Origin of the sequence: Rhodococcus sp. SBT000017 (assembly GCF_003688915.1) — a bacterium.
Lineage (GTDB): Bacteria > Actinomycetota > Actinomycetes > Mycobacteriales > Mycobacteriaceae > Rhodococcoides.
Window position 1 is genome coordinate 3,727,755 of record NZ_REFU01000001.1, and the last position, 13,469, is coordinate 3,741,223.

The 13,469-nt window shown below is 63.5% G+C and carries 16 protein-coding genes; 9 read left to right on the top strand and 7 right to left on the bottom strand.

All coding sequences use genetic code 11. From position 1 onward, the window contains the following. The first annotated feature begins 76 nt into the window (after positions 1 to 76). Positions 77 to 553 (top strand): GNAT family N-acetyltransferase, encoded by a 477-nt coding sequence (locus AYK61_RS17450; RefSeq protein WP_183130331.1) that lies wholly within the window; start codon positions 77 to 79, stop codon positions 551 to 553. Positions 554 to 589: 36 nt separating this feature from the next. On the opposite strand, the gene AYK61_RS17455 is transcribed toward AYK61_RS17450, so the two are convergent. Together AYK61_RS17455 and AYK61_RS17460 are read right to left on the bottom strand one after the other, a co-directional pair. Then, on the bottom strand, positions 590 to 1,534 hold the full coding sequence (locus AYK61_RS17455; protein WP_147458345.1) for a DDE-type integrase/transposase/recombinase: 945 nt from the start codon (positions 1,532 to 1,534) through the stop codon (positions 590 to 592). Between the two features lie 68 nt (positions 1,535 to 1,602). Next, positions 1,603 to 2,010 (bottom strand): hypothetical protein, encoded by a 408-nt coding sequence (locus tag AYK61_RS17460; protein WP_121871732.1) that lies wholly within the window; start codon positions 2,008 to 2,010, stop codon positions 1,603 to 1,605. 127 nt (positions 2,011 to 2,137) lie between these two features. Here AYK61_RS17460 and AYK61_RS17465 point away from each other — a divergent pair, with 127 nt between their 5' ends. Further along, positions 2,138 to 2,968, top strand: a complete 831-nt coding sequence (locus AYK61_RS17465) for a MerR family transcriptional regulator (protein WP_121871733.1) — start codon at positions 2,138 to 2,140, stop codon at positions 2,966 to 2,968. Here AYK61_RS17465 and AYK61_RS17470 read toward each other — a convergent pair. Continuing rightward, positions 2,956 to 3,138, bottom strand: a complete 183-nt coding sequence (locus AYK61_RS17470; protein ID WP_032397091.1) for a hypothetical protein — start codon at positions 3,136 to 3,138, stop codon at positions 2,956 to 2,958. The genes AYK61_RS17465 and AYK61_RS17470 overlap by 13 nt on opposite strands. Positions 3,139 to 3,335: 197 nt before the next feature. Here AYK61_RS17470 and AYK61_RS27655 point away from each other — a divergent pair, with 197 nt between their 5' ends. Genes AYK61_RS27655 through AYK61_RS17485 form a run of 3 tightly spaced genes read left to right on the top strand, consistent with a single transcriptional unit; the run spans position 3,336 to position 6,030 of the window. Beyond that, positions 3,336 to 4,610 (top strand): sensor histidine kinase, encoded by a 1,275-nt coding sequence (locus tag AYK61_RS27655; protein ID WP_220709126.1) that lies wholly within the window; start codon positions 3,336 to 3,338, stop codon positions 4,608 to 4,610. Continuing rightward, entirely contained in the window at positions 4,601 to 5,257 is a 657-nt protein-coding gene (locus AYK61_RS17480) for a response regulator transcription factor (protein ID WP_121871734.1), read from the top strand. Before AYK61_RS27655 ends, AYK61_RS17480 begins: the two co-directional genes overlap by 10 nt. Further along, the gene (locus AYK61_RS17485) at positions 5,254 to 6,030 is read left to right on the top strand and encodes a DUF4097 family beta strand repeat-containing protein (RefSeq protein WP_121871735.1); all 777 of its coding nucleotides are present in this window, start codon (positions 5,254 to 5,256) and stop codon (positions 6,028 to 6,030) included. Before AYK61_RS17480 ends, AYK61_RS17485 begins: the two co-directional genes overlap by 4 nt. A 6-nt stretch (positions 6,031 to 6,036) precedes the next feature. Here the strand turns inward: AYK61_RS17485 and AYK61_RS17490 are convergent, their stop codons facing one another. Both AYK61_RS17490 and AYK61_RS17495 read right to left on the bottom strand, forming a co-directional pair. Then, on the bottom strand, positions 6,037 to 7,257 hold the full coding sequence (locus AYK61_RS17490; RefSeq protein ID WP_121871736.1) for an FAD-binding domain-containing protein: 1,221 nt from the start codon (positions 7,255 to 7,257) through the stop codon (positions 6,037 to 6,039). Positions 7,258 to 7,300: 43 nt separating this feature from the next. Next, complete coding sequence (locus AYK61_RS17495; RefSeq protein ID WP_259468106.1) at positions 7,301 to 7,588, bottom strand: FmdB family zinc ribbon protein; 288 nt, start codon at positions 7,586 to 7,588, stop codon at positions 7,301 to 7,303. A 140-nt stretch (positions 7,589 to 7,728) separates the two neighbouring features. On the opposite strand from AYK61_RS17495, the gene fmdA reads away from it, so the two are divergent. Both fmdA and AYK61_RS17505 read left to right on the top strand, forming a co-directional pair. Next, complete coding sequence (gene fmdA, locus AYK61_RS17500; RefSeq protein WP_121871738.1) at positions 7,729 to 8,982, top strand: formamidase; 1,254 nt, start codon at positions 7,729 to 7,731, stop codon at positions 8,980 to 8,982. Between the two features lie 15 nt (positions 8,983 to 8,997). Then, positions 8,998 to 9,495 (top strand): hypothetical protein, encoded by a 498-nt coding sequence (locus AYK61_RS17505; RefSeq protein ID WP_121871739.1) that lies wholly within the window; start codon positions 8,998 to 9,000, stop codon positions 9,493 to 9,495. A 5-nt stretch (positions 9,496 to 9,500) separates the two neighbouring features. On the opposite strand, the gene AYK61_RS17510 is transcribed toward AYK61_RS17505, so the two are convergent. Next, positions 9,501 to 10,100: a hypothetical protein gene (locus tag AYK61_RS17510; protein WP_121871740.1), complete on the bottom strand. Its 600-nt coding sequence runs from the start codon at positions 10,098 to 10,100 to the stop codon at positions 9,501 to 9,503. Positions 10,101 to 10,161: 61 nt separating this feature from the next. Next, positions 10,162 to 11,028 carry an aldo/keto reductase gene (locus tag AYK61_RS17515; RefSeq protein WP_220709127.1) on the bottom strand — a complete coding sequence of 289 codons (867 nt, stop codon included), beginning with the start codon at positions 11,026 to 11,028 and terminating at the stop codon, positions 10,162 to 10,164. Between the two features lie 138 nt (positions 11,029 to 11,166). Here AYK61_RS17515 and AYK61_RS17520 point away from each other — a divergent pair, with 138 nt between their 5' ends. Together AYK61_RS17520 and AYK61_RS17525 are read left to right on the top strand one after the other, a co-directional pair. Next, positions 11,167 to 12,990 carry an HNH endonuclease signature motif containing protein gene (locus AYK61_RS17520; RefSeq protein WP_121871741.1) on the top strand — a complete coding sequence of 608 codons (1,824 nt, stop codon included), beginning with the start codon at positions 11,167 to 11,169 and terminating at the stop codon, positions 12,988 to 12,990. Between the two features lie 118 nt (positions 12,991 to 13,108). Further along, positions 13,109 to 13,465 (top strand): hypothetical protein, encoded by a 357-nt coding sequence (locus AYK61_RS17525; RefSeq protein WP_147458346.1) that lies wholly within the window; start codon positions 13,109 to 13,111, stop codon positions 13,463 to 13,465. Positions 13,466 to 13,469 lie beyond the last annotated feature (4 nt).

Genomic DNA, 13,469 nt, shown 5'->3' on the forward strand with positions numbered 1-13,469 from the left:
CTGGATTCCAACCTCCCGTAGCCGTCAGTAATCCGAAACGGAGGCAGGTATGGGCGTGAATCCTCGAGCGAGTGCTATGGAACTTGTCTTCCCTTCGCACGATCTGCGTGACGTCTGGCTGGACTGTCGCTCCGAATGGGGGCCGGGGTTCCACGAGGATGGTTTCGGGTTGACGGCCGACGATGATGTCGGGTCCGCACAGGGCTTTTCGGATTGGGTCGAGCGGCTTCGGGACGACGTCGAGTGCACGTACCGCTGGATCGTGGAGGGCGAACGAGTGTTGGGCGGCGTCGCACTCAGACACGACAGCCACGAGTTCGCCGCCCGTCTCGGGCACATCGGCTACGGGGTTCGCCCGTCCGATCGACGTCGGGGAGTTGCATCTTGGGCAGTACGCGAGGTGCTGACGCTCGCCTCTTACATGGGCATGCCCCGGGTAACGGCGGTCTGCGAGGCGGGCAACGCGGCCTCGATAGCGACCCTGACGAGAGTCGGAGGCGAGCAAGTCGGCCTTCTGGGGTCGGCGGTTCGCTTCCGGATTCCCGTGCCGTGAAGAATCGGGTGCAGGCGACCGCGCTGACGCTCGATGTCAAGCTGTTTGGAGTCGGTTGTCGTTGATTCCCACGCTCGATGCGGGCCGGGGTGTGTGTGGACGAGCTCGGAACCGTTCGGGATGCCGGTCGTAGTAGGCCTGTTGGGCGCGGTCGCGGTCGGTCCACATCTGTCGCCACTTCCCGGAATGCACGTCTGCGGGTGAGAACAGTGCGATGCCGGAATGTTTGTGGTCGGTGTTGTACCAGTGGACGTAGTCGGTGAGATGCCCGCGAGCGGCATCGATGCCGGAGAAGATGCCAGGGTAGTTCGGGCGGTACTTCATGGTCCGAAATTCCGACTCGGAGAACGGATTGTCGTTACTGACGTAGGGACGGTTGTGGGTGAGCTCGATTCCGTGTGCGGTCAAGCAAGTCTCGAGGGTGTTCGAGCGCATCGCCGGACCGGAGTCCGCGTGAACGAATGATGGTGCGCCGTAACGCTGTATGGCTTTCTCGAACATCTCGGCGGCGAGGTGGTCGCTCTCTCGTTCCTCCACACGCCACCCTGCGATCAACCGTGAGTGTATGTCGATGATCGAGTACGCCTTGAACGAGGCACCGCGCCACGGTGAGTGCAGATCGGTGATGTCCCAACTCCACACCCGACCGGGCGCGGTGGCGGTGTGGACGGGCATCCGGCGCGGGGTGCGGGTGCTCTTCTTGGTCGGTGTCTTCGGGCGACTGCGTTGGTCGAGGACCGCGGCTGCGATACGCCACCACGAGCGACGCGACGCCATCATCGACCCGTTGTCCCAGGCGGTGGCGAAGGTGTGATCGACCGAGTTGCCGGCCCGCCATCCGGTGGTGATCAACGCTTCGACCTGAACTCGATCGGTGCTGTCGATGCGATTCGGATACCGCCGATCACGTTGGTGCACAGGTTGTTCGACTGCAGGACGTGGACTGCGGCGGTAGTGCCACGTCGAGCGGGAGAGCCCCACTACCGTCAAGGCACTGCGCACCGACCCGGCCGACGACGCCAGATCCGTGACGAGCGTGTTCTCGGTAGTCAGGAATCGGTGGGATCGTTCTTCATCGGGGTGTCGGCGGGCTCGGGCACGTTCATCGCGTGCAAAAGCCCGATAGCTTTTCCCAACAGTTCGTTGGTCTCCTCGAGTTGCCGGATTCGGGCGTCTCGGCGCTCCAACTCCTCATCGTGGCGGGCTCGGTCGATCTCCCGACGCTGCATCGACGACTGCCGATCACCTGGAGCTACATGCATGGCACCAGTCTGACGCGGGACCATCCCGCGGTCCACATCACCGTCGAACACAGCTGAACGCCAGCGCGCCATCATTCGCTTCGAGATATGCGGACGCGCATCCATCCACGCGCCACGCTGCCCATGCCGCAGACCGCAGTACTCGAACACCAACTGCCGGATCTGCTCCCCGGTGAACCCCACATCGACCGTCATCACGACTCTCCTCCGCTACTTGATCTCGACTCACAAGCAGCCTGGCAAAGAGGGTCAGCGCGGTTCAGTGCACCCGATTTTCTGCGCTTGACCCTCACACTGTGTGAGACGAGAACCTCGGAGGGTCATGTTCAGCATTGGAGAGTTCGCATCGATCGGCCGGGTGTCGGTTCGCATGCTTCGGCATTACGACGAGATCGGGTTGTTGACGCCGGCACGGGTGGATCCGTTCACGGGCTATCGCTCGTACGAGGGTTCGCAGTTCGAGGTTCTGGGACGCATTCTCATGTTCAAGGACCTCGGGTTCAGGCTCGACGAGGTGACGCAGATCGTACACGGCCAGGTCAGCGCCGATCGGCTACGCGAGATGCTCGCCGCCAAGCGCACTGATGTCGCTCGTCGACTCGATCTCGACGCCGCTCGCCTGCGTCGCATCGATGCGCGGCTCTCCCACACCGAAGGGATTTCGATGATCACCGTAGACACCAAATCGTTGCCACCCACTCGTATCGCTCTCGTCTCCGAGACCGCCGCCGGGTTCGGGCCCGAGAACATCGGCCCGGTCATCGGCCCGATGTACGCCCGACTCGCCCAGACGCTCGCTGGGCACGGCGTGGCGTTCGGGCCGTCGTCGATTGCCATGTACGAGGCCGTCGACGATGGAGACGGCACCGGAATCACCGTGCATGCCGCATTCGAGGTGGGGCCAGAAGTCGTGTCCGGTGAGGGCTACGAGGTTCGCGAGCTACCGCCCGTCGAGCTCGCGGTGACCACCGTTCACCACGGTTCGATGGCAACGATCGGCGAGACCTGGGAGCAGTTCACGGCCTGGATCGAGGCCAACGGCTACGAACTCTCCGGAATCTGCCGTGAGTACTACCTGGTGTCAGAGCCGCAGCCGCAGGAGAATTGGGTGACCGAACTGCAGCAGCCGGTGGTTCGACGTCAGGACGCCTGAGCGAACTCCACGAGGGCGGTGCACTGGCAACCGCCGGTGACCTCCTCGCATTCCAGAACCAGGAAGTGGCGTACGTACTCGAGATCCACGCAGTCCGGCTCCGTGCACTCCGCACCGCCGACCGCGTGGATCACGAGTGTGCCGTTGCAGGTATCGAAGCGTGCGGACATGCGAATCCCTTTCTGTCGTATCTCTCTACATCCTTGATATCACCGGGCTCCGACAAGTTCGGGAGAAGGCGAGCGTGTTCGACGCCTGAGCTCGGCGATCGCGCGCGACCCGCGTGTCGACGGTAGGGCTGGCCCTACTTCACCTCGTGGGTTCACAGTGGGGACGACCCGGCAACTGCCCACTTACGCTCAACCGCATGAACCAGGCATTACCGATTCCCCTGAATCCGCTCAGAGCGTGGATTTCGCAACAGTGGTGGCTAGCAGTGGCCTCGTTGCTCGCGGCGACGTTCGCCGGCGTCGGTGGTTGGCTGATCGTCGGTCTACTCCTACTCGCTGTGTTCGCACTGCCGTTCGCCCTCAGTGGCGTGCTCGTTTTCGTGTTCACAATCGTGGTCCTTCGGTGGTTGGACATCGCGGCACGGGCCGGCGTCGACGTCACCAGTGGCATCGAGATCACGAGACCTGCGACGATCGTCTATCCGACCAGCTGGCACAAGCTGGTGTGGTGCGTCCGCGACGTCGGGTTGTGGAAGTCACTCGTCTACTGGATCATTCGCATTCCGATCTCGGCCGCTCTGCTCTTCTTGCTGCCGGCGCTGTTCCTGGTCCTTCCCGTTCTGGTGGTGGCCCCGATCGCGTGGTTGGTCACAGATCCCGAGGGCACCGGACTGGAGATCGCCGAACGAGTCGACTTTCCGCTGGTTGCGTGCGTCGGTGCGGTAGCTCTGGCGGTGCTCGTTGCCGGCGTCCCTCCTCTGACAACCCTGCTCGCAAAAGTCGATTGGTGGAGCGCTGCAGCACTTCTCGGACAGTCCGAGTCGGGCAAGCGGGTGAACGAGCTGACGATGAGTCGCGCTCGCGTCGTCGACGCTGCAGATGCCGAACGGAGACGCATCGAACGAAACCTCCACGACGGGGCCCAGCAGCGGCTGGTATCGGTGGCAATGTCACTGGGGCAGGCGAAGTCTCGTGTATCCGCTACCGATGACGTGGTGTTGAAGGGTCTGCTCGACGATGCGCATCGTGAAGCCAAGAATGCGATCGGCGAGATACGGACGTTGACGCGAGGACTGCATCCACCGATCCTGACCGATCGAGGACTCGATGCGGCACTGTCTTCGGTCGCGGCGCTGTGCACAATTCCGGTGTCCATCGACATCGACCCGGCCCTCACCGGAGAGCGGCGTCTCGATGCCACCGCCGAATCGACGGTGTACTTCGTCGTATCCGAGGCCTTGACGAATGTCGGCAAGCACGCCGACGCCAGTCACGTGCAGGTGGACGTCGTGCGTGGAGAATCCTCCGTATCAGTGACCGTGATCGACGACGGTTGTGGTGGTGCGCATCTCGAGCCCGGCGGCGGACTGGCCGGACTGGCCGACAGGCTCAGTGGAATCGACGGAACGCTGACGGTGACGTCACCATCAGGTGGTCCGACACGAGTCGAGGTGACCATCCCGTGCGAGTGATCATTGCCGACGACTCGGTACTGCTGCGTGAGGGTGTTGCGCGGCTGTTGGTCGACACCGGTGCCGAGGTGATCGGCAAAGTAGGTGACGCGGGGCAGCTCCTGACACTGATGTCGGCCACCGACCCCCTGCCCGACGTCTGCGTCATCGACGTTCGGATGCCTCCCACATTTCTCGACGAAGGCCTGCGAGCAGCACTTGTCATTCGTGAGCGATGGCCCGACGTCGGGGTACTGGTGCTCTCGCAGTACGTCGAGGAAACGTATGCGGCCGAACTGATCCGGCAGAGCACGGACGGCGTCGGGTATCTGCTCAAGGATCGTGTTGCCGATGTGGATGAATTCGCCGACGCGGTAAAGACTGTCGCCGGCGGCGGAACCGTCATCGATCCGGAAGTCGTGCAGCAGATTCTGGCGCGAGCACCGCGATCGGATCCCCTCGATTCGTTGACGCCGCGGGAACGAGACGTGTTGACGGCGATGGCCGAAGGCAAGTCCAATGCCGGTATCGCGGCCTCTCTGGTCGTCGGTCAAGCGGCCGTCGAAAAGCACATCGGAAACATCTTCGCCAAACTCGGCTTGCTCGGTGACAGTGCTGATCACCGACGAGTCATGGCAGTCCTACGATACCTGGGAGCTATTCGATGAATCGAATTCCATTGTTGCGCAATGCACTGGCGATCACCACCGCGGCGGTGGTGATCGGCCTGGCCGGCGCGGGAACGACAGCCGCGATCGCGCTCGGCTTCTCCGTTCCGAAGGCTCAGGACTATGACTACTCGGTCGACCACGCGATCGACGGCTCTCGATTGACCGTCACGACAGGATTCGCCCATCTGACGTTCGTGCCCAGTCCCGATGACTCTCTGCATGTTCGAGCTCGCGGCATCTACCGAGGAGACAGCCCCACGATCGATATCGGTGCGGACGGATCGACCGTGGCGGTGGAGTGCTCGTACGACAAATACGGATCATGCGACGCCGATGTCGAATTGCAGATACCGGCTAATCTGATCCTCACGGTGAACGGAGCAGGCGGGGACGTCGTACTGTCCGATGTCGCTGCAGACGTGACTGTCTCGACAGCGTCGGGATCGGTGTTCGCCCGTGGATCGGCAGGAGCTCTGCTGGTCGACACGCGTTTCGGCGACGTGAAGATCAGCGATGCCACGGCGACCGCTGTCGAGGTGAGTACGACCTTCGGTGAGATCACCGTCGAATCTCGGACTGCGCCGGAATCGGTGAAGACAAGCAACGTGATCGGTGACACGACGATCGGGCTCCCACCCGCCGTCGCCTACGCCGTGGAAGCGGAATCCGAGAAGGGCGACGTTTCCGTCGACGTCATCAACGATCCGAGATCACCGAAGACCTTGTCCGCCCACAGCGAGGAAGGGCAGATCACGGTGCGGCCGCGGTAGAGCTGTTCAATGACTCCGACGCCACGCGCTGAACGAGCGGACCGAGGACGTGGTGGGACGCACCAGCCACGGCCAGGGATGCAACTCGACCGGGGCTATGGCGTCGGCGATGCGGGAGAAGCCGGGAACGGGCGCCCAGGTGGTGGCCAAGGCGCGTCCGGAGAGTTCGTCGGCAACTCGCCCGCGGCGCACCTCCAACGGGCGGGTCGATGCGATCTCACCGAGCGTCTCGGCGAGAAAGACCAGCCTTTTGCCGGAGAGCCTCAGTTTGCGCAGGAGCGGCTCGTCGAAGACGAACACCGCGGGCCGGTCGGTCTCGGCGGCCAGTGCTGGGTCTGCGGTGCCGAGTGACTCCGCTGTGATCCACACCTGTTCTGCGCCAGTGCCTTCCATATGGGCTGGGCCGGCGGGAATCGGAGCCTTGTTCAGATCTGGACCGTCGACTGCTGGGCCGAGATCGTCGTCGGGCCAATTCTCGATGGGACACGCATCTTTCAGCGCGCAGTTGCGGCACAGGAACGGGGCCCGCTTGTTCACCTGCCACCGGCTGAAACCGTAGACCTTGCCGCTCCCGGTACCGACGGTCCACTGCCAGCCGAGGCGGTTGGCGGCGCGGGAGCCGTCGAGCAGATGGGCGAACATCTCGTCCTCGCCGTCGCGCCACGTCGCTCCGGCGCGGACTGCCCACTGGGAGGCGAGCCACATGCGAGTTTGGTTGACCAGCCAACCGACCTCGTGTAATTCACCCACCACCGAGGACATGCAGTTCATCTCCTCGGGCCACGGCTGCGCGGTCCAGCCCTGCGGTCGCGGCTGCTCACGGCGTAGCGAACGGCCGAGATCCGATCCGGTGCGCGCATAGAGGTGGCGGGCGTACTCCTGCCACATCAGCTCGTCGCGATAGCGAGAACGGTCGCGTGGGGGAGCGTCGGACACCGCGTCCCAGACCTCTCGCAGCGTCAGCAGCCCGTGGCGGATGTACGGCGACATGCGGCTTGCGCCTCGGCGATCCACCGGAAGAACGGTGCTGCGATCGCGGGCATATCCGGTGATGTCGAGCCCGGCCAGGGCAGTATCGGCAGCGGACTGCCCGCCGCGAATGCCTCCCGCCGAGATGCCATCCGGCCCCTCGCGCGTCAGGTCGCCCAGATGCTCGGCAACCCAGTCGACGACGTCCTCGGTGGTGGAGCCGTCGGCGATGGACGGCGGAGTGGGTAGTTCGGACATGCCGTCGGACTTCCCCGTCGGTACGAAAGGGAAACGCCGGTCGTCAGGGGCGCGGCAGTCGGCGATGCAGTGGGTTGGATGTGGTCCGCGGTGCCGATCTGCCGGCCGGCGGTAGGGACGAGACGACGGCAGGCGTGTCGGCCGTGGCGCGCGAGGCGTCGTGCGCCTTCATCGCAGCGCTGCTTCCTCGTCCGAGAGCGGGTGAGGAGATCTTTCGTCCGGCTGCCTCTCCGCACTCCGGGCATGTCACCTCGGAGGGCACGTCGGCCATGGAGAAGCTCTGCTCGACGGGGTCGCAACGCTGTGCGCAGCGGAAGCTGTAGGTGGGCACGCATCCGAGGGTAGCCGGAGACGTCGTATCAGCAACGTTCCGGCACAACGTCATACAACTTTTACACGCCATATCCGACCGGATGGACCGCGACGGTGCAATGATCGAGGCAGGGGAATCCGCGCAACCGGAGGTGTCCAGTGCCCGAACTGCTGTTTCCGCTCGACTCGACGAAGAGTTTCACCGAGCAGGAGGTCGTCGGTCACAACCGATGGCATCCCGATATCCCGGCGGCGGTCACAGTCAAACCCGGCACGTCCTTCCGGGCCCACTGTCGCGAATGGTTCGACGGGGCCATCCACAACGACAATTCCGCCGAGGACATTCTCAATGCGCCGCTCAACAACGTGCACACTCTTTCCGGCCCTTTCCACATCGAGGGGGCCGAGCCAGGTGACCTACTGATAGTCGACATCCTCGATGTCGGGCCGATACCGCAGGAGGATTCGGGTCCGCTGGCCGGTCAGGGTTGGGGCTACACAGGAATTTTCGCCAAGCAGAACGGCGGCGGGTTCCTCACCGATCGATTCCCCGACGCGTACAAGGCGATCTGGGATTTTTCCGGGCAGACCACCACATCTCGCCACGTGCCGCACGTGAAATACACCGGTATCACCCATCCCGGACTCATGGGGACCGCGCCCTCGGCAGAACTGTTGGCCAAGTGGAACGCCCGTGAGGGTGCGCTGATCGCCACCGATCCCAATCGGGTTCCGCCACTGGCTCTTGCACCCGAGCTCGACGGTGCGATCCTCGGCTCGTTGAGCGGTGACGAATTCAGCCGTGTCGCAGGCGAAGCCGCACGCACAGCACCGCCACGCGAGAACGGTGGAAACCAGGACATCAAGAACCTCACCAAGGGCACCCGCGTCTTCTACCCGGTGTTCGTGCCGGGCGCGAAGCTGTCCTTCGGTGATCTGCACTTCTCCCAGGGCGACGGGGAGATCACGTTCTGCGGTGCCATCGAAATGGGTGGCTTCATGGACCTGCACGTCGACCTGATCAAGGGCGGCATGGAAACGTACGGAGTGAGCGAAAACGCGATCTTCATGCCCGGCAACACCGCACCGCAGTACTCCGAATGGATTGCCTTCTCGGGTATTTCGGTGACCGTGGACGGCGAGCAGAAGTATCTGGACTCCGACCTGTCGTACCAGAATGCCTGCATGCATGCGATCGACTACCTCACCAAGTTCGGCTACAGCCCCGAGCAGGCATACCTTTTGCTGGGATCGGCCCCGATCGAAGGACGCCTGTCCGGCGTGGTGGACATCCCGAACTCCTGTGCCACGGTGTACATCCCCACTGCGATCTTCGACTTCCCGATAGCGCCTTCTGCGAGCGGGCCGTTCCAAATCGACCCGGGAATGGGAGCGCCGAGGGCGCAATTCTGATTGATTTCTCTTGATATGCCGCAACTGTGGATGCTCGAGGACATGGAGCCGTGGCCCGACGAACCGGCCGTAGGCTCGGTGTTCACGCCCACAACGTACTGGGCTTCACCAGAGCAGTTGGAACTGCCCGCGGAGGTGTGCACCGACGTTCCCGCTCGTGTCGAGGCCGTGGATGTCGATGGCAGAACGGAGTGGATCGCTCACCTCGGCGACGGCTTCACCACGATGATGTCCGACGGCAACATGGTCGGGGACGTGATGTTGCACGGCTGCTTGGTGTGGGACAGATACCTGTGGTTGGACTTCAGGACGAGACCGCAGGGAAGCGCCCGCGTGCTGGATCGCCCAGGATTCCTGGCACAGCACGAGGAACGAAGTCCGACGCCACACCCTGGCATGTTCAGCGTGACGCCGTACGGGCGGATGGAGTACTTCGAACACGGCTCATTACCACTGAGTTTCGGCGTGCAGTGGAACGTACTTCTGGTCGAGGCCATCGCATCGAATGGTTGAGGATCTCAGTCGTTGTGCTGCCCGTAGTTCACGGTGATGATCTGGTCGACGCGAACCGGCGAGGATTCGATCTCTGAGAGCGCGAGAATGCCGGCAACGGTCTCCGCGCTGCCTCCGAGATATGTACACGGGAAGTCGAAGTGCTGAGCCACGCACCACGCGTGGTCGGCCGGCCACCACAGACTCGGCGAGAGTCCTCTGAGCGTGTCGGTTGCGCGCGAGACCGGTCCCTTCAACAGAAAATAGTTGTAACCGGCGATGTCCGCGGTCGGTGCCTTGTCGCGAATGTCGTCGAGGGCGGTGTTGCCTTCCCAGACCGCGAACCAGCATTCGTTCGGCGTTTTCGTGCTTCGGACGAGTACCTCGATGATGGAAGTCAGCTGAACATGCCAGGCTACAACGGTTTTCGCCGGCGACAAGGGGTGAGGCGTGCCGTTACGAGCGGGATAATTGATGCGGGCATAGGCGTCGAACACAGTGGGGACCAGCGAGCCCACCGTGGTTTGGGCGACGACCTCGAGACTGTTGTTCACCCAGTGCGCCTCCGAGACATCCTGTTGCAGATCGTCGCCCGACCATTCCGCGCGATAGAAGCTCGATGCCACAGACGTCAGACTACCGACATCCGGTGTGGCTGAGACAACCCGTTGTGCACGCGAGAAGCGGCTAAGGCACGATCTGTGAACCGGCATCCAATTGCTCGATTTCGGAGCTGTCGAGTACCAGCTGCGCCGCATCGATGTTCGCGCGCAGGTGGGAAATCGACGACGTCCCGGGTAGCGGAACAACAGTCGCCGCGGCGTCGTTGCCGCGATGATGAACCCAGGCCAACGCGATCTGACCGGTTGTCATACCTCTGTTCGACGCGATCCTCGCGAGAGTATGGACAAGTGGCGTGTCGTCCGAGCCGGTCAGGCTGCCATGGCCGAGGGGGGAGTGCGCTATGAGTGCGATGTCGAGCTCTGCGAGAGTCGGCAGGAATGATTCTGCCTCTCGGTGGGCGAGCGACCACTGTTGTTGCACAACAGTAATGGGATGTATCGCGTGGGCGCGCCGGATGTCATCGACGGTGACGTTAGACAGACCCAGGTGCCCAATCTTGCCTGCCTGCTTCAGTTCTGCCATCGCAGCGACGGTCTCCTCTATCGGCGTCTTCTCGCTGCGATGATGCAGGTAGTAGACATCGAGGTTGTCGACGCCGAGTCGCTCCAGCGTGCCGTCGATTGCAGTGTGGACGGTGTGCGGATCTGCCCTCACCGACCAGTCGTCGAACCGACCCGACTCGCCCCAGTAGACACCGAACTTGCTGCAGAGCGTCACCTGCTCGCGATACGACCCCAAGGCGCGTCCCACAAGTTCTTCGTTGCCATACATTTCGGCGGTATCGAGCAACGACACGCCGGCCTCGACGGCAGTCCGGACCAAGACTGCAGGATCCCGGTCCGAATCTCCCCACCCATCGTCCTTCAGGCGCATCAAGCCCAGACCCTGAATCGGTGGGATGTCCATTGTCCACGGCGTCGCGTCGGTCATGGGCGATACCGTAGAACCTCGAGGGCAGTCGAGGTCAAGTGATGGGCTCTTCGTCGGCGCACCCGGGCGCTCGCTACCGTCCGTAACTATCAAACACGCGTTCGAAAGTGTGTCGGTGGGTCGCGGTAGATTCTGTTCATGCTTTCGGGGGACGGCGGATCAGGGGTGGACGGCATCGAGACGGTGCCGCCCGCCCCTGAGGTGTCCGATCCCGAGCTGTCGATGCTGATCAATCGGGTCGAGTCCGCGGTCGCTGAGTTGGCCGGGCAGGCGTCGGTGGCGTGGTCGAACGCGGACCGGCGTGCGGTGATCCAACGCATGGAGATGCTCACCAGGTCCGTCACCGCGCACTCGTACACCTGGCTCAACGAACTGATCACCCAACACGGCCTCGACATCTACCCGGGCTCTGTGCCGTCGTCGGTGGCATGGATGCTGCGGATCACCCCACGAACAGCAGGCGCACGAGTGCGTCTGGCGGCGGAGTTGGGGGATCGCACCTCCTTCTCCGGTGAAGTACTGCCGCCGCTGCTGCCGCACACCGGTGCTGCGCTTCGGGCGGGGTTGCTCGATGCCAAGCATGTGCAGATGATCCGCGAGTTCTTTCGGCACCTGCCCCGGGACGTCGATCCGCAGACCCGCGAGCTCGCCGAACAGCAGTTGGTGGGCTTCGCATCGACCAGGCGGCCTGACGACTTCGCGCCGTTGGTGGCGAATCTGGACTCGATCCTCAACCCCGACGGCGACTACGACGAAGACGAGGACGAAGACGGGAAACCGCCGAAGCCGCCCAAGCGACGGGATGCGTTCTTCTACCTCGGCGAACAAGGTGCAGACGGCATGTCGGAAGGCGAATTCTGCGTCGACCCCGAACTACGGGCCTACCTCGAAGCCTTGTTCTCCAAAGCCGCGAAACCCGGCATGTACAACCCCGCCGACGGAAAACCGATCGTCGACGACGAGACCGACAGCTCTTCCGGCGGCAAGGACAGCACGAGCCCTGGGGCCGCGAGCGACGGTGCGCGTCCTGATCCTGCAGCAGCCGAGAAGGATTCGGCAACACCGGGCGATGTCGCCGATGCAGACACGCCACCGCTACCGGAGCCGGACGAAGGGTCGCCGAGCGGTGCGGGACTGTGGGGCGACGGTCCATGCGACGGAGACGGCAACTGCGCAGGTGGCATCGAATGCGGCTGCGGCACAGACTCCGACGACACTGCCGAACCCGAAGACACTGCCGACTCCGAATCCGATACCGGCGAAGCGAAGAAAAAGGCAGCGGCGCACGACGCTGCCGCAGCTCGTGACATCCGCACCCCACGCGAACGCCAACACGACGCCCTGAAACTGGCACTGAGGCAGACCCTTGCCTCCGGCACACTCGGCACCCACCGAGGCCTACCCGTCACCGCCATCGTCACCATGACCCTGCGCGATCTCGAAGCCGGCCGCGGATACGCCAAAACCGCCACCGGATCACGCATCTCCATCCGCGACGCCATCCGCATGGCCTCCCACGCCCACCACTACCTCACCCTCTTCGACGACCACGGCAGAGCCCTCTACCTCGGCCGATCCAAACGCATCGCCTCCGCCGACCAACGCATCGTGCTCATCGCCCGCGACCGAGGCTGCAGCTTCCCCTCCTGCACCCGCCCCGCAACCTGGTGCCAAGCCCACCACCTCGACGACTGGATCGACGGCGGCCTCACCGACATCGACTCCCTCACCTTCGGCTGCGACATGCACCACGCACTCGTCGGCACCGGACCAGGAAAATGGGCAACCACCAAAACCACAGCAGAACATCGATACCCGGGACGCACCCTCTGGCACCCACCAACCGGGATGGACCCCCAACGCCGCGGACTGATCAACCACGCCCACCACCCCGAAGAAGTCCTCTACCCACCCGACAACCACGACGCGTCCGGCGACGAGGAACCACGACAACCCGCATGACGGCAAGAACCAGTTTCCGGGCACAGCTCTGTCTGTCGTCGGTAAATGGCAGCCGCCGCACCGGGCGCGAGCGAAAACTAGTAGGGCTCTCTAGTAGGCGCCTGCGTACGGTAAGTGGATGATGGTTCTCGCGAGCAGGACGGCAGTACTGTCGCCGCCGGTCCGCTTCGTATGGAAGGCGCTCATGCGCCCAGATGTGCATCCGCAGAATCGAGGATTCGCCTGGCCGGTGATGTTCGAGGGTCAGCCGCTACCCCGCATTGTCGAGAGCAGCGAGTTCGACCGCGTTGTCTGGAGCTCGCCGTGGCCGAGCCATCCCGACGTCCTGTTGCAGTTCGACCTGACTCCTGAGACCCGGCTGCGCTGGACGCTGTTGGCCCACCCGCCCGTGCCCGATCCGCAGACCGTTGAATGGCTACGCGATCAAGTGAGCCATCTGGTGAACATCGACCTGCGCAACGCGACTGGATATTGAACTG

What these genes read in the sequence shown, in the direction of transcription:
- AYK61_RS17515 (WP_220709127.1), bottom strand. Translation starts at nt 11,028, where the DNA reads ATGACCGACGCGACGCCGTGGACAATGGACATCCCACCGATTCAGGGT.
- AYK61_RS27655 (WP_220709126.1), top strand. Translation starts at nt 3,336, where the DNA reads ATGAACCAGGCATTACCGATTCCCCTGAATCCGCTCAGAGCGTGGATT.
- AYK61_RS17465 (WP_121871733.1), top strand. Translation starts at nt 2,138, where the DNA reads ATGTTCAGCATTGGAGAGTTCGCATCGATCGGCCGGGTGTCGGTTCGC.
- AYK61_RS17490 (WP_121871736.1), bottom strand. Translation starts at nt 7,257, where the DNA reads ATGTCCGAACTACCCACTCCGCCGTCCATCGCCGACGGCTCCACCACC.
- AYK61_RS17520 (WP_121871741.1), top strand. Translation starts at nt 11,167, where the DNA reads ATGCTTTCGGGGGACGGCGGATCAGGGGTGGACGGCATCGAGACGGTG.
- AYK61_RS17470 (WP_032397091.1), bottom strand. Translation starts at nt 3,138, where the DNA reads ATGTCCGCACGCTTCGATACCTGCAACGGCACACTCGTGATCCACGCG.
- AYK61_RS17485 (WP_121871735.1), top strand. Translation starts at nt 5,254, where the DNA reads ATGAATCGAATTCCATTGTTGCGCAATGCACTGGCGATCACCACCGCG.
- AYK61_RS17460 (WP_121871732.1), bottom strand. Translation starts at nt 2,010, where the DNA reads ATGACGGTCGATGTGGGGTTCACCGGGGAGCAGATCCGGCAGTTGGTG.
- AYK61_RS17505 (WP_121871739.1), top strand. Translation starts at nt 8,998, where the DNA reads ATGCCGCAACTGTGGATGCTCGAGGACATGGAGCCGTGGCCCGACGAA.
- AYK61_RS17525 (WP_147458346.1), top strand. Translation starts at nt 13,109, where the DNA reads ATGATGGTTCTCGCGAGCAGGACGGCAGTACTGTCGCCGCCGGTCCGC.
- AYK61_RS17450 (WP_183130331.1), top strand. Translation starts at nt 77, where the DNA reads ATGGAACTTGTCTTCCCTTCGCACGATCTGCGTGACGTCTGGCTGGAC.